A 25,702-nucleotide genomic window follows, 5' to 3' on the forward strand; every position below is an offset into this window, starting at 1 on the left:
GGTGCGCGAAGAGCAGGAGTAAGATGACGCCGTGGCAGTGAAGCAGCAGGCAGCGAGTCGAGCAACGGAGCATGAGACGGCAGTTCGCCGCGTGCTGCACGGCATTGTTCAGAGCAAGAGCTTTCGGCAGGTGGATCGTCTGCAGCGATTCCTCACGTACATCGTGGAGGAGACGCTGGCGGGGCGTGGGGACTCGCTCAAGGAGTATCCGGTTGGGGTCGATGTCTTTGCGAAGGACCCGAGCTTCGATCCGCGGATGGATCCGATTGTGCGGGTGCAGGCGCGACGGTTGCGCATGCGACTGGCGACGTATTACGCCGACGAAGGACAGGCTGATCCGATTGTGATTGAGATGCCGAAGGGCGGGTACACGCCGACCTTTCGGAGCGTTGAGCCGAACCAGGCTCCGCAGAAGGCTGTGGCGACCGCGGCGGTGAGCCGGAACTCGGTTGCAGTGGCGGGCTTTGAGGACGATTCTCCCTGCCATGATCTGCGCTACTTCTGCAACGGGATCTCGCAGGAGGTCATCCAGGCGGTTGGCGGAGTGCATGGCCTGGTGGTGCTGAGCGCGCAAGGGGGCCACGCGCGGCAGGCGGCGATGGTGATTGAAGGAAGCGTGCGCCGCAGCCGTGAGGTGCTGCGGATCACGGCGCACATCACGGATACGCTGCGCGGTTGCTACCTGTGGAGCCAGACCTTCGATCGCGCGATGGGCGATGACTTTGCGGTGCAGGAGGAGATCGCACAGCGGGTGGTGGAGGTGTTGCGCGACGAGGTCGTGAACCGGGGGGCGGCGAGCGCGGGACGTGCGCTGGACACGAACAATCTCGTCGCGCACAACCTCTATGTGCAGGGCCGCTATCACCTGGAGCAGCGGACGGAGCTGGGTCTGCATAAGGCGCTGGAGTTCTTCACTCGCGCGACGGAAGAAGACCCCAAGATGGCCGTGGCCTATGCGGGACTCGCGGATGCGTACAACCTGCTGGCGCACTATGGAGCGTCGGCGCCATCGGAGACGTGGACGAAGGCCGCGTCGGCGGCGGCGCAGGCGGTGACGCTCGATGATGCTTCGAGCGAGTCTCATGCTTCGCTGGCGCACCTGAAGGCAACGCAGGATTGGGAGTGGGCTGGAGCGGAGGCGGAGTTTCGGCGGGCGATTGCGTTGAACCCGCAGAATGCGGTGGCGCACCTCTGGTATGGGGTGTCGTGCCTGGCGTCGCTGAGCAGGCTGGACGAGGCGCTGAACGAGGTGCGGCTGGCGCAGGCGATTGACCCGGTGTCGTCGATTGTGGCGCGGAACATTGCGCTGATCCACTACTACCAGCGCAACCTGGAACTGGCGCTCGAGCAGAGCGATCTGACGATTGAGCAGAACCCGCACTTTGCGGCGGCGTACTGGACGCTGGGGTTGGTGCAGGAGGGACGCGGCGAGATGGATGAGGCCGTCGCGGCGTTCAAGCGGGCCATTGAGTTGTCCCCACCGAATCCTCGCGTGCTGGGTGCGCTGGGCAGCGTGTACGCGAAGGATGGACGTCGTGAGGAAGCGCAGGCGATCCTTCGGCAGCTGAAGGAGCTGAGCGAGACGCGGTACATCTCGCCCTTCGAGCCGGCGCTGATCAACTTCAACCTGGGGCGTCGTGATGAGGGCTTCGAGCTGTTGACGCAGGCGTTTGCGGACCGCTGCTTTGAGCTGATCACGATTCACATTGATCCGCGTTTCGATGCGATTCGGAATGATGCGCGGTACAAGACGCTGTTCAAGAAGCTGAATTTGCCGTAGCGGGGTCGACTCCGAAGGCTTCCGCGCGTGTCCGGAGGAAGAGATTCGTGGTCGAGTTCTGAGCTGTGAGTTACGGGTTTCGAGTTTGAGGCTGCTGAGGCTCTCGTCCGCCCTGCTACTCCGGCTTTGCCGCGGTGAAGGGGTGTGGAGTGATGTCGGCGTCGGTGAGGCGGAGGGCCCAGCGGATGGCTTCGAAGTACATGGCCTGGATGGCGCGGTCATCCCAGTCGCTGGGGTCGTGGCCGAGGGCGTTGTAGTAGACGCGGCCTTTGCCGTAGGTCTTCGCCCAGGCGAGGGGCCAGTCCGCATCGTGATGGTGCACGAGCGGAGCGTTGAGGTTGAGCTGGGTGACGTCGAGGCGCAGGATGACGTGGGTGTCGGCGCGGTTGAAGCCCTTGATCTGGTAGTACTCGTCGACGTGCGGGAAGGTGTGCGGGAGCGATTGCATGCCGGGGAATTTCGGGTCTTCGACGATGACTTGCGAAGGGACGATGCCCCAGGGGTGCTCGTCGAAGCGGCCGCCGACCATCTGGCCAAACTCGGGCCAGGAGAAGAAGGCGGTGGCGCCGGAGTGCGCGACGACGAAGCCTTTGCCGTCATCGTGGACGAAGCTGAGCAGGTCGGCCTTCTGCTGCGGGGTGAGGTCGATCTCGCGTACGCCGAAGAAGAAGATGGCGTCGAAGTCGTTGAGATTTTTTGCATAGAGCGAAGGTGTGCCGTCGGAGGCGAGGACCTTGCCCTTGGTGATGAGCTGGGAGTCGGTGCGGATGAAGGTGTCCCAGAGGCCAGTCTCGTAGCCGAGGCGCTCGATGGTGGCCATGGCGTGGGAGACGGCGTCGTGCTGGTAGCCGTTGCGGACGTCTCCCCAGGCGAGGACACGCATACGATGCGGTTGTGAGCCGGAGTGGTAGCTGTAGTCGCCGACGCTGGCGGCGTTCATGCCGGGCCCTGCGCGGAGGCCTTGTTGCATACCGAGGTCGGCGGTGCCTTGCTTTGATTGCGGCGGTGTCGGGGCCTGCGCCCGCGAGCCAGTGCAGCGGAGAACGAGGAAGGCTAGCAGGGAAGCGAGGGCTAAGCGAAGCGCGAGTCTCATGGCAGTCCGTCCGGGTTGAGCGCGGGGTTTCGAGCGATGTTTCTTCGCCAAGCAGCCTATCGCAGTGAGCGTGCGATGGACTCGCTGAGGGATGCAGGAGTGGGCCCGAACAGTAGCGATACCGTTCAGAGTCGCGCCAGCGTGTACAACGCGTTGCCGGTTCATCTATAAGAAAGTCGCCCGGAGTGTGCTGCGGTATGTGCAGGGCGGCGCATCGATGTTGGTTTTCGGTAGGAGAGATCGTTGAGCAAGCTTGAGCTTCGTAGATTTGCCGGAGTGGCTGGATTTGTCGGATGCGTTCTGGCGGTGATGCCGACGGTGATGTCGGCGCAGACGGACTGGCCTACGTTTGGCCATGACAAGGGCGGGGATCGCTACTCGCCGCTGACGCAGATTACGCCGCAGAATGTGGACCAGCTGAAGGTGGCATGGACGTATCACATGAAGCCCGCGAACGCTCCGGAGTTCATGCCAGCGAACCAGTTTGGCGGGCCACCTCCGGGAGGACGGCGGCCTGGGGCTGCCGCTCCGGGCGCGGCGCAAGGGCAGAAGCCGGCGGTGGCGGGCGCACCGGACAATGCCACGGCGCAGGCGCGTGCTGAGGGTGTTCGTCCGGCTCCTCGTGCGAGCCGCTTTCTTGCATCGGAGGTGACGCCGATTGTGGTCGGTGGACTGATGTATGTGTCGACGCCTTACTCGCGTGTGGTGGCACTTGAGCCGGCAAGCGGCAAAGAGGTGTGGAGCTATGCGACACCGCAGGGATCGGGCATCCCGTCGCTGCGTGGTGTGGAGTACTGGGCAGGCGATGCGGGACATGCTGCGGAGATCCTCTTCGGGACCCGCGAGGGTTTGCTGATCGCTCTCGATGCGAAGACAGGAAAGCCAGTGGCGAGTTTCGGTAAGGACGGCGTCGTGGACATGCGCACGCCGGAGGTGATGCAGGGTTTCACACGCGGCATGGGTATGACGTCGCCACCGATTGTCTTCAAGAACCTTGTCATTACGGGCTCGGCTGTGCCGGAGTCGCCGTCGCAAGGTCCAGCGGGCGACGTGCGTGCGTGGGATGTGGTGACGGGGAAACTGGTGTGGACGTTCCATGGAACGGCTCAACCTGGCGAGGTGGGCCACGAGACGTGGCATGGCGATGACTGGGTGAAGCGCACGGGCGATAACGTGTGGGGCTTCATGACAGTGGATGCGGCCCGTGGCATTGTGTACATGCCGTTCGGGACTCCTGCGTATGACCGCTTTGGTGCGGATCGTCCGGGCAATGGATTGTTCGGCACGTCGCTGGTCGCGGCGGATGCGAACACAGGCAAGCTGCTGTGGTATTTCCAGGTGGTGCATCACGATGAGTGGGACTATGACCTGGAAGCACCGCCGGTGTTGATGGACATTCGCAAGGGCGGCAAGACGATTCCCGCGGTGGCGATTGTGTCCAAGAGCAGCTTTGTGTTCTTCCTCGATCGTGTGACGGGCAAGCCCATCTATCCAGTGGAAGAACGCAAGGTTCCGGCGAGCGATGTGCCCGGTGAGCAGATGTCGCCGACGCAGCCGTACCCGGTGGTGACGCCCCCGGTGTCGAAGACGGACTTCACGATGGCGGACATTGCGACGGTGACGCCGGAGCATGAAGCGTTCTGCCAGGCGCTGGTGAAGAACAACAATCTGCAGATGGGGCCGGTGTTTACGCCGCTACCGAAGGAGAAGACGCTGATCAGCTTTCCCAGTGCGATTGGTGGCGTGAACTGGGGTGGGGCTTCGTATGATCCGAAGCTCGGGTTGATGTTTGTGAACAGCCAGAACCTTGCTCAGCTTGAGGGCCTCTATCCCGATGATGGTGGACCGTACCCGTATCGGATGTGTGGGTCGGTAACGGGGCGGTTCTGGGATGAGCCCAAGCGGCTGCCGTGCCAGGAGCCGCCGTGGGGACAGATCTATGCGGTCAACGTGAACACGGGCAAGATCGCGTGGACAACGACGCTGGGTGTGACGGACTCGCTGCCTGAGGGCAAGCAGAAGACAGGGCGTCCGAACATTGGTGGGACGATCGTGACTGCTGGTGGGCTGATCTTCATCGGAGCGACGGACGATCAGCGCTTCCGGGCGTTCGATGCGAAGACGGGCAAGGAGCTGTGGGCGTACAAGCTGGCCGCTGCGGCGCATGCGGTGCCCGCGACGTATGAGAGCGAAGGGAAGCAGTATGTGGTGATTGCTTCGGCTGGTGGCACGTTCCTCAACGATCCGATCACGGACGACAGCATTACGGCGTTTGCACTAACGAAGTAGTAGGCGCGCCAGGTACAGGCCTCGGGACTCGATCATGATCAATCGCTACAAGGTTGTTGGACGAATGCTCTTTGCCGTTGCAGGTGTGTGTTTGCTGACGTTGCCGGTGCACGCAGCATCGGCAACGACAGCATCCGGCGCTCGGAGATTGCTGGATCTCACGCCGATGCTGCGTGCTCTGCAAACTTCACCGCAAGCGTCTCCTCCGGCAGGCAATAGCAAGACGAGCGCGATCGCGCTGCCTGATGGCGACGGCATGGAACTGACGAAGAAGTTGTGTTCGGGATGCCATGGCACGGATGTGTTCGCGCGTCAGAGACATGATCGTGCGCACTGGAATCAGATCATCGACAACATGATGTCGAAGGGGATGGATGCGAGCGATGACGACTTAGAGAAGGTTGCAACGTATCTTACGGCGCATTTCGGAGAGGACGCGCAACCTGCCACGCCTCCTGCCGCAACACCACCGCCGAGCGTGTCGAACGCTTCGATGAGCCACATCGCACGATAACTTCGTCACTTATCTGAGATGTACCGTGGCGACACCGTTTTGGACTCCAGACCCTGATTTTGCTGCACTATGATGGCCCGCATGTCGAACCTTGTTCATCAGTCCGGAGCTTACTCGGACGTACCTATTGAAGATCGCGGAGAGCTGGTCCTGCCGGGCGGAAGGCTTGGTGAGATCGCTGCGAATGGCCGTCCTGTTGGAACGCCCGAGCGCATTGCGGCATACCTGTTGACGGAGTACCTGGAGCGGCTTGGCGTTGAGGTGATCTTCGGGCTCTGTGGACATACGCTGGTGGGGCTGCTGGACGCCATCAGCAAGAGCAAGATTCGCTACGTGACGGCAAGGCATGAACAGGTCGCGGCGCACATGGCCGAAGGCTATGCGCGTGCGACGGGCAAGCCCGGTGTGCTGATCACGCATCTGGGGCCGGGGCTTACGAATGCGATCACGGGCATCGCGAATGCGGCGCTCGATTCGATTCCGCTGGTGGTGATCGCGGGCGATGTGCCTTCGTATTACTTCGGACGGCATCCGCACCAGGAGTTCAACATGCACCTGGATGGCGGGCAGTTCGAGATGTGCCGGCCATTCTGCAAGCGCGTGTATCGCGTGGATCGCGCGGACGATCTGCCGCGCTGCATCGAGCGGGCATTTCATCTGGCGGTGAGTGGACGTCCTGGGCCGGTGCTGGTCGATGTGCCGATGGATCACTTCTCGTCGAATCTGTTCTTTGATGCCTTCAGCAAGGAGCCGCCGTTTGTTGCGAAGCCATGCCTTGAGCCGGCGATGGCGCAGCGCATTGTCGAGGCATTGGTCGAAGCGAAGAACCCTGTGCTGTATGGGGGCGGCGGGGTGACGTCAGCGCTGGTGCCGGAGGCTGCTGCGTTGTTTACCGAGCTTGCCGAGCTGCTGGAGATGCCGGTGGCGCATACGCTGATGGGCAAGGGCTGCATGCCGGATGGGCATCCGCTGCTGGCGGGGCAGACGGGCTTCTGGGGCACGCCGGTGGCGAACTCCTTGTGCCTGGAAGCGGACTACATTCTTGCAATCGGCACAAGGCTGGCGGAGGCGAACTCGAGCTCGTGGGACTCGCGGTACACGTTCAATATTCCTCCGACGAAGCTGATCCACATTGATATCGATGCGATGGAGATCGGGCGGAATTATCCGACGTTTCTCGGAGCGATCTCCGATTCGACGCTGGCGCTGGAGCAGTTGGTGAAGGCGGCGAGGGAGCTGAAGCAGCGTCCGAAGCGCGAGGGAGATTTGCGCCGGCGCATCGAGGAGAGCAATGCGCGGTTCAAGGGGCACTTCACGGAGTTTTATACGTCCGATGCCTTTCCTCTGCGGCCTGAGCGGATTCTTGCGGACCTGCGGGCGGTGCTTCCGGAAGACGGCTACGTGGTGACCGATGTGGGCTGGAACAAGAACGGCGTCGCGCAGCAGTTTCCGTTCAAGCATGTTGGTTCGTTCATTACGCCGAGCGGGATGGCGACGATGGGCTTTGGCGCGGCGGCGGTGCTGGGCATCAAGCTGGCGCGACCGGAGCGGGCGGCGGTGGCGCTGATTGGGGATGGTGGTTTCTGTGCCGCGAATCCGTCGGTGATCGCGACGGCGATGGAAGCCAAGATCCCTGCGATCTGGTTGGTGATGGATAACTCGGCGTTTGGCGTGATCGCGGGGTTGGAACAGGCGAAGTACGACACAACGTTCGGGACGAAGTTCCTTCGCGATGGCGAACCGTATCACGTGGACTATGCGGCGATTGCGCGGGCGCATGGAGCGAACGGAATCGATATCAAGGAGGCGAGCGAACTGAAGCCCGCGATTGAAGCGGCGTTGGCATCGGAGTTACCAACGCTGATCCGCATACCGATGGTGAATGTGCCGACGCCGACGCCGGGGCACTGGAACATCAACGACATCTATCGGGCGGGAGAGTAGCCTTGTCCTCGGCCATGGGTGAGCGAACGGATCAACAACAGATTGACGTGATTGTGAGTGAGGTAGGTCCACGTGATGGGCTGCAGAGCCTCCATCGCACGATGCCTACCGAGGCGAAGGTGCGGTGGATCGAAGCGCTGGCTGCAGCCGGGTTGCGTGAGATCGAGGTGGGCAGCTTTGTTTCTCCGAAGCTGCTGCCGCAGATGGCGGATGCGACCGAGGTGGTGGCTGCGGCGACGAAGATCGCTGGCCTGAAGGTGCTTGCACTGGCTCCGAACCTGAAGGGGGCGGAACGTGCGCTGGCTTCGGGGGTGCATGTGATTTCGATGCCGGTATCGGCGTCGCGGGCGCACAGTATGTCCAACGTGCGGATGACGCCTGAAGACGCGGTGGAGCAGGTGCGGCAGGTGCGGCTGCTGATCGACGCACATGTGCGCGCTACAAGTCTTGAGGTGGGCATCTCGACCGCGTTTGGATGCTCGATCCAGGGCGATGTGGATGAGGACTACGTGATGCAGTTGGCGGTGATGTTAGCTGAGGCGGGCGTGGACTCGATCGGGCTTTCGGATTCAGTGGGCTATGCGAATCCTACGCAGGTGCGACGGATGTTTACGCGGCTTCGTGCGGAGATTGGCGACAAGGCGGGGGCGGGGCACTTCCACAACACGCGAGGGCAGGGGTTGGCGAATGTGGTGGCCGCGCTTGAGGTGGGTGTGACGACGTTCGATGCGTCGCAGGGCGGGTTGGGCGGATGTCCCTATGCGCCGGGCGCGACGGGGAACATCGTGACCGAAGATCTTGTGTTTCTGCTGGAGTCGATGGGTCTGCGTACGGGCATTGACCTGGAGAAGCTGTTTGCGGCGCGAGCGATTCTGCATGAGGCGCTGCCGGGTGAGCCGATCTACGGGCACACGCCGGAGGCTGGGCTTCCGAAGAATTTTGTCTATGCGCGGGAGCATAGGAATTCCTAGCGTGATGCGAAAGAAGAGTAAGGAGTCACAAGTGCGTAGGTTCTCGATCTTTCGAAGCTGTTGGTTGTTTGTCGTTAGCGTGTCTTTGGCTGCTACTGCGGTTGCGCAGGCTCCTGTTGATGCGCCGCAGGCTGTTGCTGCGAGTCCTTCGGAATGTCCCGCGCCGGGGGAGCGGATGTTCCGCGGTCCGGGCGGGCCGGGAGGCGCAGGTGGCGCGCGGCCGGCGAACATGCCTCCTCCTCCGCAACCTGCGGGGCCTCCGAAGAAGAAGCTGCTGATCTGGGCGGATACACGCAACGGGATTGCGCAGCATGACATTGCTCATGCGGAGGCGGTGATCGAGGAGCTGGGGTACAAGTCAGGGCTTTACGAAAGCTACATCCGTACGGACTCGAACATCATTGCGAAGTGGCCGAAGATGACGACGGGTGAGCCTGCGAGTGGTGGGCCGAGCTTGTGCAACGTGGACGCGATCTTCTTCCTGGGGCATCGGGAGATTGAACTGGATGCGCAGGGGCGTGCCGACCTGTTGTGGTTTGTGCACGATGCGGGCAAGGGCTTCGTTGCGGTGCATACGGGGATCGGCGCGTTCATGAGCTGGCCGGAGTTTGGCGAGATGGTGGGCAGCCGGTATGACGAGCATCCGTGGAACACGACGGACGCTCCGCTCGTCGTAGTTGACCCCAAGTTTCCGGGGATGGAGTTCAAGACGGGCGAGGTCTTTCACGATGAGTTCTACCAGCTGAAGGACTTCAAGGCGGACCAGATCCACGTGGTGCTGGGGCTGGACACGAGCAAGCTCGACCAGACGCGGCCCTCGGTGCATGCGGGGGATAGCTATGCGCAGGCGTACGCGAAGATGTATGGCAAAGGGCGGGTGTTCTATTCGGGCATAGGGCATGCGCCGGCGACGTGGGATGATCCGCGGGTGCAGGGGATGTACCTGGGGGCCGTCAAGTGGGTGCTCGGGATTGTGGATGCTGATGTTGCGCCGAACGGGGCGGGAAAGTAGCCAGCGCTAAGCGACCTGGTGGATGCCTCGGAGAGTACGTGTAAGGCTGGTTTCGAGGCTGAAATCGCCTTGCTATTTTCGGGGCCATCGGCGTGGCAGGTCCTTCGACTACGCAGGCCGCAGCGATGCTGCGGCCTGCTTCGCTCAGGATGACAGCGTCTTGCTCCGCTTCAGATAAGAATTCCTGCGCTGCCTGCAAGAACTACGGATGCAGGAACATGTCCTTGAAGCCGCGGAGGGCCTGGCGGGTGCGTTCTTCGTTTTCGATGAGGGAGAAGCGGACGAAGTCATCGCCGTATTCTCCGAAGCCGATGCCGGGGCTGACGGCTACCTTGGCGCGCTCGAGGACGAGCTTGGAGAACTCGAGCGACTTCATGTGGCTGTACTGCTCGGGGATCTTTGCCCAGGCGAACATCGTGGCCTTGGGCATGGGCACGTGCCAGCCGAGCTTGTTCAGGCCGTTGACGAGGACATCGCGGCGGGAGCGGTAGGTGTCGCAGATCTGCGCGACGCAGTCCTGTGGGCCTTCGAGCGCTAGGATGGAGGCGACCTGGATGGGTGTGAAGGTGCCGTAGTCGAAGTAGCTCTTGATGCGGGTGAGAGCGCCGATGAGCGTGGGGTTGCCGACCATGAAGCCGACGCGCCAGCCGGGCATGTTGTAGGACTTCGAGAGGGTGAAGAACTCGACGGCGATGTCCTTGGCGCCGGGCACCTGCATGACCGAGGGCGGCTTGTAGCCGTCGAAGGCGATGTCGGCGTAGGCGAGATCGTGGACGAGCCAGACGCCGTAGGTCTTGCAGAGGCCGACGAGCTTTTCGAAGAAGGCGAGGTCGACGCACTGTGCGGTGGGGTTGGCGGGGAAGTTGACGATGAGGACCTTGGGGCGCGGCGTCATGCGCGGGATGACGTCCTCGATGCGGGCGAGGAAGTCGTCGGTGGAGTCGGTGATGGGCACGCTGAGTACGTCGGCACCGGCGATGACGGGGCCGTAGATGTGGATGGGGTAGCTGGGATTGGGGACCAGCACGGTGTCGCCCTTATCGACCACGGCGAGGCAGAGGTGGGCGATGCCCTCCTTGGAGCCGATGGTCATGATGGCCTCGGTGGCGGGGTCGAGGTCGACGTTGTAGCGCTGCGCGTACCAGTTGCAGATGGCTTTGCGCAGGCGGGGGATGCCTTTGGAGAGCGAGTAGCGATGGGTCTGCTGCTTGCGCGCGGCCTCAATCATCTTCTCGACGATGTGGGGAGGCGTGGCGCCGTCGGGGTTACCCATCCCGAAGTCGATGATGTCTTCCCCACGCTTGCGTGCCGCCGCCTTGAGCTCTCCAGTGATGTTGAAGACATAAGGCGGAAGGCGTTTGATTCTTGGGAATTCGTCTCGCATGGTGGCTTCTATGATCGCATGTTGCGCGGGTGGCGGGACTGTCGAGAGCGATGCCCCGTGAGGTTCCGGGTGCGCTATGCTTACTGGAAACTCTCGTACCCAGAAGGAATGGACCGATGCGGATGCGCTCGCGTGTGCTGATGTTGGCAGGGATAGCTGCGTTTGGATGTGTGGCGGGCTCGTTGGCCTCGGCGCAGACGATGGATGCCGACTTTGCGGCGCGGGTGAAGGAGTGGACGACCAAGCCGGAGTTTTCGAGCCCGCTGGTGGATCATCTGCCGCAGGGTGGTGCGGTGCCTTCGCCGAAGGATGTGCTGGGGCACCATATTGGCGCGCCGAAGCAGCTGACGTACTACGCGGACGTGCTGCGCTACTACGATGCGCTGGCTGCGCACTCCAAGCGGATCAAGGTGGAGCGCATTGGCAAGACCGAAGAGGGTCGCGACACGGTCGTGATCTACATCGGGGCCGAGGAGTCGCTGAAGCATCTGGAGGAGAACCGAAAGAACCTGGCGCGGCTGGCGGACCCGCGGGGGGTGACGGATGCGGAGGCGACGGCGCTGATCGCGAAGACCAAGCCGATGTACACGTTGTCGGGTGGGCTGCACTCGGCGGAGCTGGGGCCGCCGGAGATGCTGATGGAGCTGGCGTACCGGCTGATCACGGAGGACTCGCCGCTGATCGAGAAGATACGCAGCGAGGTGGTGGTGGCGCTGATTCCGGTGGCTGATCCTGATGGGCGGGACCGGTCGATCGACTGGTACTACGCGCACAACGTGGATGTGACGGACTACCAGAAGATGTCGGGCGCGCCATACTGGGGCAAGTACACGAAGCATGACGACAACCGCGACATCAACTATGCGGGTCTGGCGAACCAGCACTTCCTGAGCTGGTTTCTGCAGTGGCATCCGCAGGTGATGCATGACCTGCACGAGTCGGTGCCGTTCCTTTATGTGTATAGCGGGCAGGCTCCGCAGAATCCGCTATGGGACCCGATTGTCTACGGCGAGCTGCCGATGCTGGCGAACTGGGATATGAGCCAGTTGACGCGCTATGGCATGCCTGGCGTGTGGAATCACGGGTACGTCGATGCGTGGTCGCCGGGGTATGTAGCGCAGATGGCGACGAACCACAATGCGTTGATGCGGTTCTACGAGATCTTTGGCAATGCAGGCGCGACGACGATGCAGCGGACGGTATCGCAGCCGCCGAACCCTGCGATCTCGGGTGGAGGCGGTGGTGGAGGCGGCGATTATTCGAAGCGCGAGTGGTACCGGCCGAACCCGCCGTACAAGCAGGTGTTGTGGTCGATGCGGAACAACACGAACTATGCGGAGACGGGCGTGCTGACGTCGCTGCAGTTTGCATCGAGCTTTCCGCAGGTGTTGCTGCAGGACTTCTATGCGAAGAGCCGCAATGCAGTGGCGGCGGGCACGAAGGATGCGCCGTATGGGTATGTGCTGCCGTCGACGCAGGAAGACCCGACGCGTGTGGCGTTCGTGATCCACATCCTGCGGATGCAGGGCATTGAGGTGGGGCGGCTGAAGGCTCCGCTGAAGCTGAGCGATGGCGAGTATCCGGCGGGGTCGTTTGTGGTGAAGACGAACCAGCCGTATGGGCCACTGGCGAAGACGCTGCTGGAAAAGCAGGTGGATCCCGATCCGGACCTGACGACCTATGACGACTCGGCATGGACGATGGCGTTGATGACGCATACGGAGATCAAGCCGACGAAGGACATTGCGGTGCAGGCCGCGGCTGTCGATGTGGTGGATACGTTCACGCCGCAGGGCAAGGTGCAGGACGTTGCTACCGCGGCTGTGTATCTCGTGCCCGATCATGGCTCGCCCAACATGGTGACGCTGCGCTATGGGCTGAAGGACGTCGCGATCCAGATTGCGGAGAAGCCGTTCAAGGTAGGTAACGACAGTTATGGCGCGGGGACGTTCCTGGTGCCGGTGAGTGCAGCATCGCAGCTGAAGCCGCTGGCGATGCAGCTCGGGCTGGATGTCGTGGGGCTCGCGAGCGCTCCGCAGATGGCTGCCCATGCCGCTGCGCTGCCGCGCGTGGCCATGTACAGCTCATGGAGTGGCACGCAGGATGTGGGTTGGGTGCGCTTTACCTTCGACCAGTACAAGGTGCCGTACGACCTGATCTTCAAGGAGCGCGTGCTGAAGGGTGATTTGGCGAAGGACTATGACCTGATCCTGATCCCCAACCAGGCGCGCAGCGCGAAGCAGCTTGTCACGGACATCACGAGTGAGGGCAAGCCGCTCGCGTATGAGAAGACGGACAAGTTCAAGTTCCTGGGTGACTATGGCAGCTCGCCGGACATCGGCGGAGGCCTCGGGGTGACGGGGGTTGCGGAGTTCCAGCACTTCGTCGAAGGCGGTGGACTGCTGGTGACGCTGGGTACGTCGAGTGGACTGCCTGCCGACTTTGGTCTGCTGCCGGACATCGATGTCACGGCTCCTGTGGGCAGGTTCTATGCGCCGGGGCCGGTGGTGGAAGCGAACATCCTCCGGCCGGAGAACCCGATCTTCTTTGGGTACTCGGACAAGACGGTGCCAGTGCGTTACGCGAATGGGCCGCTGCTGCGGATGCCAAAGGAGATGGATAGCAAATATGTGCTGATGCGCTTCCCTGGCGGAGACAAGTCGATTCTCAGCGGCTTGTTCAACGGGGCGGATGCCATCAAGGGCCGAGCGTCCGTGGTGGTGGCTCCGGAGGGCAAGGGACAGGTGGTGATGTTCATGACCAACCCGGTGTGGCGCTGGCAGAATCTTGGCGAGTATCGGATGGTCTTCAACACGCTGATGAACATGAAGAACCTGACGCCGGGCGCAGTCGCTGCACCCGATGGGAAAGCGGCCGGCGCTCCGGCGACGGACAAGTAAGCGCTGATGGCGCTGGCCGAGCGAGGGTAGAGGCAACGGCGAGCGCTGCAAGGGCAGCGCTCGCCCAGAAGGCAGGATGACGTCGGACGATCGTTCCTGAGCTGACGGCATGCGGCCAGCGGTGCAAGACTCCAGCAGCAGAACGAAAGCGACGCCGATGCTATAGCTCGGTACCGGGCTTGCGAGGGAATTTTGAGGGGGCTTTGTTGCGACTCCGCAGCATCCCTGAAGCGGGATCGCTGAAGAGGTCTTTGCCACAAACTCGCTGAAATCTGGAGTTTATTGGCGGGGACGACGGGGCTCGAACCCGCGACCTCTGCCGTGACAGCTAAGCTGGATCGCGTAACTTGTTGATACTAGGCGTAGCGGATGGCTCCCTGAGCGCCTTATTGGACCCTCGGCAACGGTTATTGGACCCTTAGCGGACCCACGACCTCTGCCCTCCAAACCTTTGCCCTGCCCATTTCAATGAGACTCGAATCGCAACTATTTAGGCGAACAGACGGCGACAATCCTCTGCCGCAGCAAGGCAGAGGACACGGGTCCGAAAAAGCTGATTGTCAGCCGCACTGCATGGAAATTGACTGCCGGATATGCTGGAGCACTATGAGCATCACAAAACCAACAATCGGCAACGGAAGGAGGCCGATGGCGCCGATCATTTTCCGCGTTGATTTTGCGGTGAGTCTCTTAGAGCATGAGGGCGACCCGAGCGACTTCATCACTGTCTACGAAGGAAACATCATCGGAATGGCAGATGATGACAGTGAGCAAAAGATAGGAACGCTCATCCTTTATATCGTGGAAGCAGGCCGAGCCATGAACGAGGGGATGTCGCTCTTCGATGTCATGGACTGCCTGGATGGCGATAGCTGCGACTGTTTTGCCAATCTCTTCGATCCTGAAACCGAACAGTTGAAACCAGAAGTGGAGCAGTTGATCTCAGAAAATCGGGCGACGCAATGGGACATAATGCTGATCGAACGGCTTGAACTGCTTCCTGAGTACCACGGCAAGGGTCTCGGGAAGAGAGTCGCACTTCGGGCAATTCAGAAGTTCGGGGAAAACTGCGGTGTCATCACCTGCGTACCCGTTCCTCTCCAATTCTCCGGTCTTGGGCCAAACGACAAAAGACCGAAGGGGATGGCATCGGCCCAACGACATGTCCGAGATTTTTGGAAGGGTGTTGGGTTTGTTCGGATACCAAGAAGTGACTATTACATCTGGCCTCAATGAACCGTCGAGCTTTTCGGCTCGGGGAAGATCAACCCTTCTCGATATGATTACCGCTCTTGGCGAGGTAGATTGCACCCGATTCTGAAAGCCGATCCAGAAGACCACAGACAAGGTGACGATAAGCGCTGCTTAGCTCATATTCGATATGAAGCACAATGTCGCTCATGTCTTTGCGCACAACAATTCCGTCCGCTTCCAAGCGTCGAAGATGCTGCGCCAGCACCTTTTTGGATGCGCCGGGGATCAATCTTCCAAGCTGCCCAAGGCGGACCGGACCATGGCGGAGATTCCATAGGATATGTACTCTCCATTTTCCTTGCAGGAAGATCTCAACAGCGAGTTGAGAACTGCGAATTGCCGGAATGAATGTTTTGTCGCTCTGTTTAAATCGCATACCGGTGTCGCTCATTTAGGCTCGTTCACCATTCCCGACGGACATTCTCATAGCTCTCCCGTCGGCTCGTTGCATCTTGCACGGAGAGAGAAGGCTCATTCATGGGGCGATCATGATGTGGTCACGCCACACAGCGATTCGATGGGTACTTGGGTCCAGCGCCGTCACTTGAACTTCGTACTCGCCTGATTGCATACCACTGAGCGGTACCTTTATGCGAATGGGCGTGATGCCTAAACTGCTTTCTGCAATTGGTTCAGCTTCGATGGCTGGAGTTTCCATGGTCTTCTGCTCTCCACGGAAGAAGGTAACGTAGGCAACGATAGGACCGTGTGGCAGAGGCGCTGGGGTGCTTCCCGCGTTATCACCTAGATAAGCCTGCAGGAGCACTTCCATCTCGCGGTCCTTGCGGAAAAGGCGTGTCACGCTAGGGATGAGCTTGCCTTCGGAATTCACCAGCGGATCAACGGCGTCGTTCTTCACCTGATGCTTGCCCTTAGTCGTATTGAACAGCGCAGATTTGCTATCGACACGCTGATTGCTTAGCACCACCGAACTGATGGGCAGCTTCTTCGTCTCGTTGTTTAGATTGGGGATGGTGAAGCTGGTCTGATAGGTGCCGATGCGTCCCGTTTCGTCATCGCGCGCCAGGAACTTGATGGTGTAGCGGCCGGGCAGCAGGGTCATGCCGGTGCTGTATTCAATGGGGCGCTTGCTGAGTTCGGCTGCGGTGGCGTCGCTCAACTTCACGTCCACGTTGTCCCGCAGATTGGTGACAGTATTGCCGCCGATCTCATCCTTTACCTCACAGACGAAGTCGATGATGGTGTGTTCGGAGCTGAACTTCTTAGCAAGGGCGAGTTCGTGCCCGGGGATTTTGACCGTGATGGGCACGTAGTATTCCGCGCGGTTGAGTTGGAAGTAGTTCAGCTCCATCGCTACTGTAAGTTCAGTGATTGGATCGCCGAGCATCAAGGCATCCTCCAACTGGCGTTCCTTCTCCGTGCCGTTGAAGCTGCCGAACTCTTTATTGGCGTAATAGCCCTTTCGGTAGTCGAGTGATGCCTGTAGTGTTGCTCCTACGGTGATATTTATCTGGCGAAAGGCCCCGTTCTGTGCGGTGTTGCTGGTGTAGTAGCCGATGAGATAGTAGTCGCTGACTGCCTTCTGCGCCCGCACAATACCGGCGTCGAGATCGTTGTTATCGAGGAACACTTTACCCCCGGTATCAGCGGCCAGGGCGTATAGCGTGTCCTGCGACTGTTGAAAGCGATCGTTCGAAGCCTGCGCCGACGCTCCGTTGTATATCCCCTGGTTGCCGGGCGAGCCCTGTGATGCATCGCCGAGAGGAGCGCCGGCGACAAGTCCGCGCGCATCGATGGGCCAGAAAGACACGCCTGATTTCACCGCAGCTTCCACAGTAGCGTGCAGCTGCGCCTGATTATCGTTGCCGTTCAGACGTAGGCCGCTGGCGAAATATAGGAGCGTCTTCTTTTCATTCATCGCGCCTAGCATCGCTGCTGCGGTCTGCAGCGCGGAGAGTTGGCGATCCGTGTTGAAAATGTTGAACTCACCGGAGTCCTGACCGAAGGCAGCGCCCGTATCCGAGCTGCTCGCATCGCTGATACCCTCATCATCGCCTTGACCTTCGCCGACGATCATCGTCTCAAGGATGGAGAGTATCTTGTTGCGGTCGTCTGTAAAATCCTGCAACACATCGACCGAACCGCCTTGGTAGCGCAGAATGCTGACAAGGTCAGCGGCGGTCATCTGAGTGCGGATGAACTTTTGCGCGGACTGCAACGCACGTAACTGGTCATCCGGCTTCATGGCCGTCATGTCGAAGTACATGGCGATAAGGCGCTTGTCCTTGTACTGCGCGCCTTGCGAGTAGGAAGTGCGTACCAGCTTTTTATAGATCTTGACATCCTCTTCGTCGGGGCCTTGTTTTGGCAGTGGTACTGCGTCAGTGGGAAGCGATTCATGCTCGAAGACGCGAATCTTCTGCGGCGTGCCGTCTTCCGTGATGGTGAAGTCGCTGGCTTTCAAGTCCGGGATGAACTTGCCACTCTTGTCCTTGATGACGACGGCTTCGGTGACGAGCTGCGACTTCACAGTGAGCGTGAAGGTACTGTCTTGACCCTGCGGCTGGTTAGTGCCAATGGTCTGCGCGAGGGCAGGAAGTGCGAGCAGAGTTGTGATGAGTCCGAGAGCTTTCATGATTAGAAGCGGAGCCTCCCACTGAGTTCGAATGCCCGCATGGCGTTTGCCGATGCGGGCAGGCCGAAGGTAGTACTGTTGGTGAGAGTGTTCCAGCCGGTGAACGCGACGTGATTCAGCACGTTGGTGGAATCGATGCGTATATCCAGCGAGAGTGGATCGCGGAGCTTGAAGACACGCGCCAGTGATGAGTCAAATGCGACTGCGTTGGGACCTTCAATGGAATAGCGTCCCGCGTTGCCGAACTGTCCCGCTGCCGGCGTGGCGAACGCCGCCGCGTTTAGGTGGTAGCCATTGCTGACGGTGTACAGATCGGCAGCGGTGCGGTTGGGCCGGATAGTTCCTGCGAATCCCGTGCCTGGCAGCGTGGTGTAGTAGATGGGCGTCTGCGGCAGACCGCTGCCCGCGCTGAGCGACCCGGAGAGCGTCCACTGTTTTAGGACCTTGCCAGTCCAGCCCGTCAGCAGCGTGCCGCCGCCGATTCCCGTACCGGAGGTGTACTGGAAGGTGAACTTCAGCAGGTGACGCTGATCAAATGACGAGCGGCTACGCTCTGCCTGTAGGTTCTCCCAGTTCTGCGCGATGGTGTCAGAAGGTGTGTTGTAAGGGTCTAGCGCGGAGTTGTAAGTGGTGGTGGAACCACCGCCCAGGTAGGCGTCGTTGTCGATAGAGTGCGCGTAAAGGTAGTCCAGCGTGGCTGTGAAGCCACTGCGGAGGCGGCGGCGCAACTGCACTTCACCTGCGTGGCGGATCGAGTTGCCGTTCGATGTGCGATAGAGGAAGCCTCGTGGACACGATGCGCATGTCGGTGCAGGTTGCGTGGTGGTGCCGTACGACGGCGCATAAGTGTTAGGCAGGAACTCCTGCGGGCCGCGTGTGCCCTCCGATCCAAGATATGTTCCCGTCAAAACGATGGAGCCGGGTAGGTCCTGCTGCGCGGACAGATTCCAGATTTGTGCGTAGCCGACGCGGAAGTTGGGGTCGATGGCGAAGCTGTCGGACGTGATCCCCGCGCAATCCTGGAAGCCGTTTACCAACGTCAACGCGCAGGTGCTGCTGTTCGACACACTCAGGCTCTTGGACAACGGTGCCTGCTGGGCCATACTGCCCGCCGCCGAGAGATATACAGACGTGTCCACGTAAATGCCGTAGCCGCCGCGAATGACCAACGGCGTAGCTGGAAGTGGTCGCCACGCAAAGCCGAAGCGCGGCTGGAACTTGCGGTGGTCCGGACGGACAAGAGATGAGGGATAGTGCGTCCCAGTAAGAGGCCCGACAGGATTTGACCCAAGCACCGGCTGCACGGCGGTGAAGCCAGGCGCGACATCAAGGTTGACGAGGCGATCTTTTAACTCTGTGATGGGCGCGCTGTAATCCCAGCGAATGCCCGTGGTCAGCGTCAGTTCCGGCTTCACGCGCCAGTCATCCGTGACAAAGAGGTCACTGACAGATTCGCGGAAGTACTTGTCCGCATTGCCGAAGGCGACTTTGCTGGCGTCCGGCACACCAGTAAGAAAATCCCGCAGGTCAGAGCCTGTTGCTTCGCCTGTAAAGGCAAAGGTGCCGCGAGGATTTGCCTGCTGCAACTGGTTGAACTCCTGCCGTCGGAAGTCGCCACCGAAGGTGACGGTATGGCGCCGGTACGTCCACGTTGCGTTGATGCCAACACCGTCCGTCTGATTACGATCAAGGGCGCTTATGCCGTCTGTGAGCGACGCTATGCCGCTGGAGAAGTTCAGCGTGGGCGGTCCCCAGTTTGTAGGGTCCTGCAAATTACCCGTAATTCCCGCATTCCCGCTGACGTTGATTAGATTCGCGAAAAACGGTGTCACGTCAGTGCTCAAACGCGAGAAACGGTATGTCGTCGCCACAAAGAACTGGTGCGGAAAGCGATGCTGCCACGTCACGTCTGAGTCAATGCCGAATGTCTTCGTAGTGTCACGGAAGTGGAACAGGTTGGTTGTGTCCGCACGAGAGTTCAGAAAGGCAAACTTGCCGTTCATGGTGTCGCGACGGCCAATGGTCTTGTCCAGGCGCGTCTGAAGTGAGTCAACATGGTTATTGTTGAGCACCTGTGTCTGGTAGTTGTATTGCGTGCTGCCTGCGAGGTTTGGCAGTGGATACAGCGCCAGCAGCGCGGCGGCTTGCGGCGTCACGGCGACAGTTCCGGTGGGCAAGATGCCTGCGCGTTGCGTTGCAGTCGGCACCAGGCCGGACTGCGTAAAGGCTTCCGGGTTCCGCGTCCATTGATATGCCGCAAAGAAGTTCGGACCGTTGTAAAACAAATGGGGGACACGAATCGGTCCACCCAACGTTGCAACACCCGTGAAGGTGGAGTACGACGCCTTTGGCGTCTGGAGGCCGGTGAGGGAGTACGGTCGCGCATCGAACGGCGAAGCACTCAACTTGAAGCCGAGGCTACCCGTGTACAAACTCTTGCTGCTGGCACGACGCGTGCCAAACGCTTGTGCCAGCGAGTACTTACTAGTGGCCGCGTTGTTGTTGCTGCCGTTAATCAGCAGGCCGTCTGCGGCCTTGTCCGCGTCACTATCTGTTGGCGGAGCCGAGGGAGAGGGTGCGTCCGTCCCGTCCTTCGTTCTCATTGTTGACTCGTCTGTAACGGCAGGCGCGGACGGCTGTACGGTCTTTGCCGATGCGCGCAGGTCGGACAGCGGCAGCATCTCCATCTGGACCGCTGCGGACGGCGTTGTTTCAGGGACAGCGACCGTGGTATCGGCAGCCTTGAAGCCCTGCATCTCAAAGTGCAGATGCCAGTCTCCCGCACTGAGTGAGAGAAACTGAAAACCTCCCTCAAGATTGGTAACTGTGGTCAGCGTCCGTTCGTTCTGGCTAGCAATCACTGTGACGCCCGGAAGCGGTGTGCCATCTACCAGAACCCGCCCACGATGCTCTTGCGCGAATGCGGAAGCTCCGACGACAGACGCGCATAGCAACAAAATCGACGCGCAGCGGGTCACTGTTGGCATTAGACTGACCTCTAACTTTCTCCAACCACTGGGAAATAGCCATGATTCGGCCGCGCGTGGGCGCACCAACGCGCGACGTTGACGTCGGGTGGGTCCGTGCGACTTACCGTAGGTTCTTAAGGAAGCGGCTAGTTTTCCTTTGGCCGGTCGATATGGTCGATGACCAACGTCGGCACGGGGCCTCTACTCGGCTGCAACTTCAATCCCAACTGGTCTTGAAGAGCAGTGAACAAAGGCGGTGCATCGTCGCTGTGTTCCGCTTGCGCGAGGTCTGGTGACCACTTGAGCGTCAGATCGTATCTCGCAGGCAACCCGGTTTTATCGATAACAACGCGGTCGGTCTGCCGACTAAGATAATTGGCTAACGCCTTCATGTGGAGGTTCGATGCTGTGACTTGCATCCCATGCATGTGCATCAGGTCATCTTCACCGGCCTGCGACGAAGGCTTGAACTTGACGCCGGATTTTGCGACAACCAAGTCGTAAACCGGCATGATTTTGGTGTCGGTGTGCGTCTCTAAATGAAACCGATCCATAATCAAGCGGCGCGCCATGACACGAACCTGATCGTTGGTTAAGCTTTTGAGCGTTTCCGGATCTGCATCGAGCACCTTCGCCTTGATATCAAAACGTTCTGATTCCGCCCAGGCCGGCAGACCTGAAATCAGGTCGGGCCGAATATCGTATGCCAACTGCAGTAGCCTTCTGATGGTGGTATTACCCATCTCGAAGACAGCTCCATCTACGTTGATATGTATGTCGGTACTTCCAGAGTTGTTGGGGCGAACAGTAGAGACATCGTACTTAGGAAGTTCAGCGCTTTGCTGTTGCGCCGACATATCAGACAGGGACTGAACACGGGCAGCGACCAACGCTGGCTCAGTAGCCTCCGCTTGGCCCAACATTAGCGGAGTTGCAACCGAAGCTAGAGTGAAGGTCGAGAGCAGTAGTCTGCCAGGCCAAGTGAGCCGCGCTCCCGGCTGTCCTCGTAAAATCTGCGCGATGCGATGTTTCAGGTCCGCGCCAGTCACACCGGCAACAAGGGCCGTTTCCGGCGTTACGCATAGTTCGCAGACCTTCAAAATGCTTTCGGCATACACTTTCGGAGCGTGCTTGAGAGCCAATACCTCTTCGTCACATGCACACTCGCGCTCCTCTTCAAGTTTTCGGCCTAGCCACCACACCATAGGGTGGAACCAGAACACGGCTTCGACGAACATATGCAGCGCCGCGCAAAGATTGTCAAAGCAGCGCACGTGACAAAGCTCGTGAGTGAAAATTGCTCTCATCTGCGCGTCGTCGATGCGTTCGGATACTGCCTGAGGCCAAATCAATATCGGACGGAACATGCCATACACGCCGGGTTGCTGCAACGTCTTTGACGATGAGATACGCAACTGCGGCCATTTGCGAGAATTCATCTTCCGCAGAGTGTCTACCTCACGTCCCTGAACGAGGAACTCGTTCTCACGAACTATCTGCGCAGCCTGAACCCAAGACCTCAGCCACAGCAGAACCACTACAAGGAAACCGGCCAGCCAAACAATCAGCAATGCCGGAATGATGTGACTCCATGCCATCCCAGCCGCGACCGCAGGTTGCAAGTCGGTCGGGCCTGTATTTCCCATGCCACTTGAAACGAATGGCGTCGCAACTTGCTGTATGACATTGACGATCTCAGAGCGACCTGACTGCTGCACTCGTCGCGCCAGAAGTGAATCGCCCAGAGCCATCAAGAAGGAGAACGGAACAAAAAACTTGAGGGAGGCCGTCAGCCACAACCAGTAGCGAATTCGGGCCTCATTCTTTCGAAGCAATATGTTGATCAGCGCTACCGCTGCTCCAAACGCCGTAGACTGCCATAGGTGATTTCTGAGAGCCGGGCTGAACTGCTCCAGAAGTAGCTGGAGATTCGTTGGCATCATCGCGGCTCCCTCTTTTCCGTGTGCTCTTTCAAGAGCTTCTGGGCTTCCTTGATGTCCTCGCCTGTCATTTTGCCCGACTGGATGAGGTGCGCGATCACCGGTTGAACACGGCCGTCGAAGAAAGAGAAGAATTCATCCACGAGTCTTCTATGTGCCGCAGTACGTGAAAGCGTCGCCCGAAAGATGAGGGAGTTGCCGATCTTCTTTGCCCGCTCCACTGCCCCCTTTGCTTCAAGGCGGTTCACCATTGTTTGGACAGTTGTGTAGGCAGGTCGCCCTTTCTCTGGGAACTCCTCATGAATCTCGCGCACGGAACATTCGCCCTTCGTCCATAGGGCGTCCATGATTTGCATTTCCAGCTTCGACAGCTTCGGAATTGGCATACGCTACTACCTCTGTGGTTGAAGGTACTACTAGTGTAGGAGGGTGTCAACTGCCAATTCATCCAAGGCCCTTCCAAAGACCTCAACTGTGAGCGTGAGCCGAAGCCGGCACATTACGGGAGCCAGGTGGAGGAAGAAAGGACCAAGGGAAAGAATGCAAAGAGGAGGAACTTGACTCTTTGCCGCGCAGCCGGCGAGCGGGGGCCGGAGTGAAGCGAATGAGGGTGCAGGGGGAAAACAGCATGTGTTCCCCCTGCCGTCGTTTTCGGCGCAAGAAGTAGGGCGGCAGGTCCGCCGCCCCAGAGGACTGGAACGATCTAGGCCGCTTTCTTTGCAGTCTTGGTTGCTGGCTGTGATGCCTTCTTCGCTTTCTCCTTCACCGCGAATTCCTGCCGTACTTTCGCCGCGATGGCTTCGGTGTCCACTTTGTAGGCAATGGCAGCCTCCTTGAGAACGGAGCTTGGATTGCCACGCGAGGCCGCCAACAAGATGCAAGCCTCCACCAACAGCCGCGAGAGCGTACCTTCATCCGCACGGCGAAGGAAGGCGTTCAGGGTCTTCTGCAACCCTCCATCGTCACGCTTCCGCCGGATACCGTGCTGCCGCGCCAGCAGCTCGATACGGCTCTCATCGAGTACCGATGCCAGCCGCTCGATGACAAACAGCAGGTCACGTTTGAGCAAACGCACCGGCACAGCGGAGCCGATGGCGGAGAGTACGCGAAGTCCGGTTGCATTCGCAATGGCCTGTTCCTTGCGCTGCTTTTCCTGCTCGGCCTTCCAGCGTTGATCGTCGCGGTCGGCCTTCTGTTTCGGATGATGCACCGGGCAGGCAGGATTGGCGCACACTTTATGGAGCGTTCCGATATCGGAGCCTTCGGTGATGATGGCCTCGGTGGTGAACTTGCACACCTTGAACTCCGGGCGCTTCGCTTCGTCCGTAGACTTCGGCTTCTCATCCCGAATAGCGGTGTACTTGTTGCGCGGCAATACCGGACTGCCTTCCTTCTGTCCACCATAAGCCGTGCTGATCTGCACCAGCTCCGGCTTGGCGGCGATGGCCTTCGCTACATGCGCAGAGACTTTGGCCTGATAGCAGGTAGGGTCGGTGCAACGGTCGCCCTGTCTGCCGAGGTCATCCCCAAACAAGAGTTTGTTATGACCTGTCCGCTTGGGGCAATCGGCACAACTGCCGGCGGCGGGAACAAGCTGCGCATCGCGCTTGTTGAATGGCGCATCCTTCAGGACAAGCAGGATGTTGCTGTCAATCCAGAATTGCAGGTTGCGGACGGGCAGCAGGATACTCGCTGGTTTTGAGGCTCCGTTGTAGACCTCTTTGAAGCAAGCCCTGAGTGCTTCCTCCTGCTGGTCGGCTGGCAGTTTCGCCAGCAACAGAGCATGTCCCACGCCGATTTCATCGGCATAGAAGGCATCGACGGCGGACGGAATGAGGTCGGTCAGCTTGAGGCGCTGCGCGACGAAAGCAGGGCTTTTCCCAACACGCGCTCCAATCTCCTCGATGCTGTACTTGGGTTCCTCCAAATCGAGCAATGCGCGGAATCCCTGCGCCTCCTCCATCGGATGGATTTCGCTTCTGACAAGGTTCTCTACCAATTGGGCCTCTAACGCCTCGGCATCGGAGAGGTTGACGATGCGTACGGGAACAGTTGGAGATTCGGCTATCTGCGCGGCACGGTAACGCCGTGCCCCTGCGATGATCTCGAAGCCGTTCTCCGTGATGGGACGCACCAGCAGTGGAGACAGAACGCCCTGGGTACGGATGGAGTCGGCCAGTTCTTTCAAGGCGGTTTCCTCGAAGGTGCGTCGGGGATTGGTCTTCGATTCATTCAAGAGCGACAGTGAGACGTTGCGGTATTCGGTGGCTTGGATGACTTGGGTTTCCATGAGAGTGTGCTCCTTTCGAGCGGTTGAGGAGTGAAGGGTCACAGAGCGGCACACGTCGGGCATGGTTCCGCTCCAACGGGAGCGGACTAGCCGAGGATGCACTTGTCCGTGAAGACTTCGCAGAAGCCCTGCACACGCAGATTGTTGTCCCACAGCATGGCGAACGCCTCGTGCTGCTGGTGGAGTTGCGTGTAATAGCAGTAGTTGCCTTCCTGAATGAAGCGGCTCCACTGCTCGATACCTGCGTAATCGTTCCGGTAGTAGAAGACGTTCAGATGAGCGCCACCTGCGAGGCCAAGCTCAAAGCACATCTCCGGGTCGCGCATGGCATCCCCATTCTGGACGCCGTAATGAGCTACGGACAGAGAGGGCAAACCGCAGGGGCCGGACTCATCAACGGCCTCGATGACGAGTTCCATATAAGGCGGGTTCTCAATCTTGAGGTAGAGGCTAGGCCGCCAGCCTCCCCCTTTGCGAAGGATGTCGAGTACGGTCTTCATGCGGCCACCTCCGCAAGCTCGTCGGTGGCTTCGTCCGCGATGGGCGGTTCCAATGCGGCAAGGATGATGCTGGCGGTCTGTTGAATCACTTCCAAGCTTTCGGCCAGCAGCGAGGCATTGCCGTGGTAAAGCTGGATGTAGTCTGCCTTATGTTGTGCTCAACATAATGCCGATTATGTTGTCCTCGCGGTTATGTGACGTTCAGCGGTTGAGACCCTGTGAACGCTGGGGATGGCGGTTTTGAAGACAACATAAGTCGAAGGGCT

Annotated in this window: 17 protein-coding genes and 1 pseudogene; 8 read left to right on the forward strand and 10 right to left on the reverse strand. The window is 59.8% G+C overall.

Going from position 1 to position 25,702, the window contains the following annotated elements; genetic code table 11:
- Positions 1-31 precede the first annotated feature (31 nt).
- On the forward strand, positions 32-1,780 hold the full coding sequence (locus tag C4S68_RS20935; protein WP_103935067.1) for a tetratricopeptide repeat protein: 1,749 nt from the start codon (positions 32-34) through the stop codon (positions 1,778-1,780).
- A gap of 115 nt (positions 1,781-1,895) precedes the next feature.
- Here the strand turns inward: C4S68_RS20935 and C4S68_RS20940 are convergent, their stop codons facing one another.
- Positions 1,896-2,873 carry a ThuA domain-containing protein gene (locus C4S68_RS20940; RefSeq protein WP_103935068.1) on the reverse strand — a complete coding sequence of 326 codons (978 nt, stop codon included), beginning with the start codon at positions 2,871-2,873 and terminating at the stop codon, positions 1,896-1,898.
- Between the two features lie 243 nt (positions 2,874-3,116).
- Between C4S68_RS20940 and C4S68_RS20945 the strand changes: the two genes are divergently transcribed.
- The 5 genes from C4S68_RS20945 (at position 3,117) to C4S68_RS20965 (ending at position 9,603) form a co-directional block, all read left to right on the forward strand.
- Complete coding sequence (locus tag C4S68_RS20945; protein WP_200821606.1) at positions 3,117-5,162, forward strand: pyrroloquinoline quinone-dependent dehydrogenase; 2,046 nt, start codon at positions 3,117-3,119, stop codon at positions 5,160-5,162.
- A 34-nt stretch (positions 5,163-5,196) separates the two neighbouring features.
- On the forward strand, positions 5,197-5,676 hold the full coding sequence (locus tag C4S68_RS20950) for a c-type cytochrome (RefSeq protein ID WP_146072255.1): 480 nt from the start codon (positions 5,197-5,199) through the stop codon (positions 5,674-5,676).
- Positions 5,677-5,757: 81 nt separating this feature from the next.
- Positions 5,758-7,620, forward strand: coding sequence for a thiamine pyrophosphate-binding protein (locus C4S68_RS20955; RefSeq protein ID WP_103935070.1), 1,863 nt, complete (start codon positions 5,758-5,760; stop codon positions 7,618-7,620).
- A gap of 14 nt (positions 7,621-7,634) precedes the next feature.
- Positions 7,635-8,591 carry a hydroxymethylglutaryl-CoA lyase gene (locus tag C4S68_RS20960; RefSeq protein WP_103935101.1) on the forward strand — a complete coding sequence of 319 codons (957 nt, stop codon included), beginning with the start codon at positions 7,635-7,637 and terminating at the stop codon, positions 8,589-8,591.
- A 175-nt stretch (positions 8,592-8,766) separates the two neighbouring features.
- On the forward strand, positions 8,767-9,603 hold the full coding sequence (locus C4S68_RS20965) for a ThuA domain-containing protein (RefSeq protein ID WP_235011762.1): 837 nt from the start codon (positions 8,767-8,769) through the stop codon (positions 9,601-9,603).
- 202 nt (positions 9,604-9,805) lie between these two features.
- Here the strand turns inward: C4S68_RS20965 and alaC are convergent, their stop codons facing one another.
- Complete coding sequence (alaC, locus tag C4S68_RS20970) at positions 9,806-10,987, reverse strand: alanine transaminase (RefSeq protein WP_103935072.1); 1,182 nt, start codon at positions 10,985-10,987, stop codon at positions 9,806-9,808.
- Between the two features lie 116 nt (positions 10,988-11,103).
- On the opposite strand from alaC, the gene C4S68_RS20975 reads away from it, so the two are divergent.
- Positions 11,104-13,887 carry a M14 family zinc carboxypeptidase gene (locus C4S68_RS20975; protein WP_200821607.1) on the forward strand — a complete coding sequence of 928 codons (2,784 nt, stop codon included), beginning with the start codon at positions 11,104-11,106 and terminating at the stop codon, positions 13,885-13,887.
- 648 nt (positions 13,888-14,535) lie between these two features.
- Positions 14,536-15,123 carry a hypothetical protein gene (locus C4S68_RS20980; RefSeq protein WP_103935073.1) on the forward strand — a complete coding sequence of 196 codons (588 nt, stop codon included), beginning with the start codon at positions 14,536-14,538 and terminating at the stop codon, positions 15,121-15,123.
- A 28-nt stretch (positions 15,124-15,151) separates the two neighbouring features.
- Here the strand turns inward: C4S68_RS20980 and C4S68_RS20985 are convergent, their stop codons facing one another.
- From C4S68_RS20985 to C4S68_RS21020, 8 genes and pseudogenes are all read right to left on the reverse strand, one after another.
- On the reverse strand, positions 15,152-15,532 hold the full coding sequence (locus C4S68_RS20985; RefSeq protein ID WP_103935074.1) for a winged helix-turn-helix transcriptional regulator: 381 nt from the start codon (positions 15,530-15,532) through the stop codon (positions 15,152-15,154).
- Positions 15,533-15,616: 84 nt separating this feature from the next.
- Positions 15,617-17,737: a VWA domain-containing protein gene (locus C4S68_RS20990; RefSeq protein WP_103935075.1), complete on the reverse strand. Its 2,121-nt coding sequence runs from the start codon at positions 17,735-17,737 to the stop codon at positions 15,617-15,619.
- A 2-nt stretch (positions 17,738-17,739) separates the two neighbouring features.
- The gene (locus C4S68_RS20995; RefSeq protein WP_103935076.1) at positions 17,740-20,724 is read right to left on the reverse strand and encodes an outer membrane beta-barrel protein; all 2,985 of its coding nucleotides are present in this window, start codon (positions 20,722-20,724) and stop codon (positions 17,740-17,742) included.
- Positions 20,725-20,852: 128 nt separating this feature from the next.
- On the reverse strand, positions 20,853-22,649 hold the full coding sequence (locus C4S68_RS21000) for a M56 family metallopeptidase (protein ID WP_103935077.1): 1,797 nt from the start codon (positions 22,647-22,649) through the stop codon (positions 20,853-20,855).
- Positions 22,646-23,032: a BlaI/MecI/CopY family transcriptional regulator gene (locus tag C4S68_RS21005; RefSeq protein ID WP_103935078.1), complete on the reverse strand. Its 387-nt coding sequence runs from the start codon at positions 23,030-23,032 to the stop codon at positions 22,646-22,648. The genes C4S68_RS21000 and C4S68_RS21005 overlap by 4 nt, the downstream gene beginning before the upstream one ends.
- 317 nt (positions 23,033-23,349) lie before the next feature.
- The gene (locus tag C4S68_RS21010; protein WP_103935079.1) at positions 23,350-24,936 is read right to left on the reverse strand and encodes a ParB/RepB/Spo0J family partition protein; all 1,587 of its coding nucleotides are present in this window, start codon (positions 24,934-24,936) and stop codon (positions 23,350-23,352) included.
- An 86-nt stretch (positions 24,937-25,022) separates the two neighbouring features.
- Entirely contained in the window at positions 25,023-25,436 is a 414-nt protein-coding gene (locus C4S68_RS21015) for a DUF6908 domain-containing protein (RefSeq protein WP_103935080.1), read from the reverse strand.
- Positions 25,433-25,582: pseudogene (locus C4S68_RS21020) on the reverse strand (DUF1738 domain-containing protein); the annotation flags it as partial. The gene C4S68_RS21015 and the pseudogene C4S68_RS21020, both read right to left, overlap by 4 nt.
- Positions 25,583-25,702 lie beyond the last annotated feature (120 nt).

It is taken from the genome of Bryocella elongata, assembly GCF_900108185.1.
Taxonomy (GTDB): domain Bacteria; phylum Acidobacteriota; class Terriglobia; order Terriglobales; family Acidobacteriaceae; genus Granulicella; species Granulicella elongata.

What these genes read in the sequence shown, in the direction of transcription:
- C4S68_RS20990 (WP_103935075.1), bottom strand. Translation starts at nt 17,737, where the DNA reads ATGAAAGCTCTCGGACTCATCACAACTCTGCTCGCACTTCCTGCCCTC.
- alaC (WP_103935072.1), bottom strand. Translation starts at nt 10,987, where the DNA reads ATGCGAGACGAATTCCCAAGAATCAAACGCCTTCCGCCTTATGTCTTC.
- C4S68_RS20975 (WP_200821607.1), top strand. Translation starts at nt 11,104, where the DNA reads ATGCGGATGCGCTCGCGTGTGCTGATGTTGGCAGGGATAGCTGCGTTT.
- C4S68_RS20985 (WP_103935074.1), bottom strand. Translation starts at nt 15,532, where the DNA reads ATGAGCGACACCGGTATGCGATTTAAACAGAGCGACAAAACATTCATT.
- C4S68_RS20940 (WP_103935068.1), bottom strand. Translation starts at nt 2,873, where the DNA reads ATGAGACTCGCGCTTCGCTTAGCCCTCGCTTCCCTGCTAGCCTTCCTC.
- C4S68_RS21015 (WP_103935080.1), bottom strand. Translation starts at nt 25,436, where the DNA reads ATGAAGACCGTACTCGACATCCTTCGCAAAGGGGGAGGCTGGCGGCCT.
- C4S68_RS20980 (WP_103935073.1), top strand. Translation starts at nt 14,536, where the DNA reads ATGGCGCCGATCATTTTCCGCGTTGATTTTGCGGTGAGTCTCTTAGAG.
- C4S68_RS21005 (WP_103935078.1), bottom strand. Translation starts at nt 23,032, where the DNA reads ATGCCAATTCCGAAGCTGTCGAAGCTGGAAATGCAAATCATGGACGCC.
- C4S68_RS21010 (WP_103935079.1), bottom strand. Translation starts at nt 24,936, where the DNA reads ATGGAAACCCAAGTCATCCAAGCCACCGAATACCGCAACGTCTCACTG.
- C4S68_RS20955 (WP_103935070.1), top strand. Translation starts at nt 5,758, where the DNA reads ATGTCGAACCTTGTTCATCAGTCCGGAGCTTACTCGGACGTACCTATT.
- C4S68_RS20965 (WP_235011762.1), top strand. Translation starts at nt 8,767, where the DNA reads ATGTTCCGCGGTCCGGGCGGGCCGGGAGGCGCAGGTGGCGCGCGGCCG.
- C4S68_RS20950 (WP_146072255.1), top strand. Translation starts at nt 5,197, where the DNA reads ATGATCAATCGCTACAAGGTTGTTGGACGAATGCTCTTTGCCGTTGCA.
- C4S68_RS20960 (WP_103935101.1), top strand. Translation starts at nt 7,635, where the DNA reads ATGGGTGAGCGAACGGATCAACAACAGATTGACGTGATTGTGAGTGAG.
- C4S68_RS20995 (WP_103935076.1), bottom strand. Translation starts at nt 20,724, where the DNA reads ATGCCAACAGTGACCCGCTGCGCGTCGATTTTGTTGCTATGCGCGTCT.
- C4S68_RS21000 (WP_103935077.1), bottom strand. Translation starts at nt 22,649, where the DNA reads ATGATGCCAACGAATCTCCAGCTACTTCTGGAGCAGTTCAGCCCGGCT.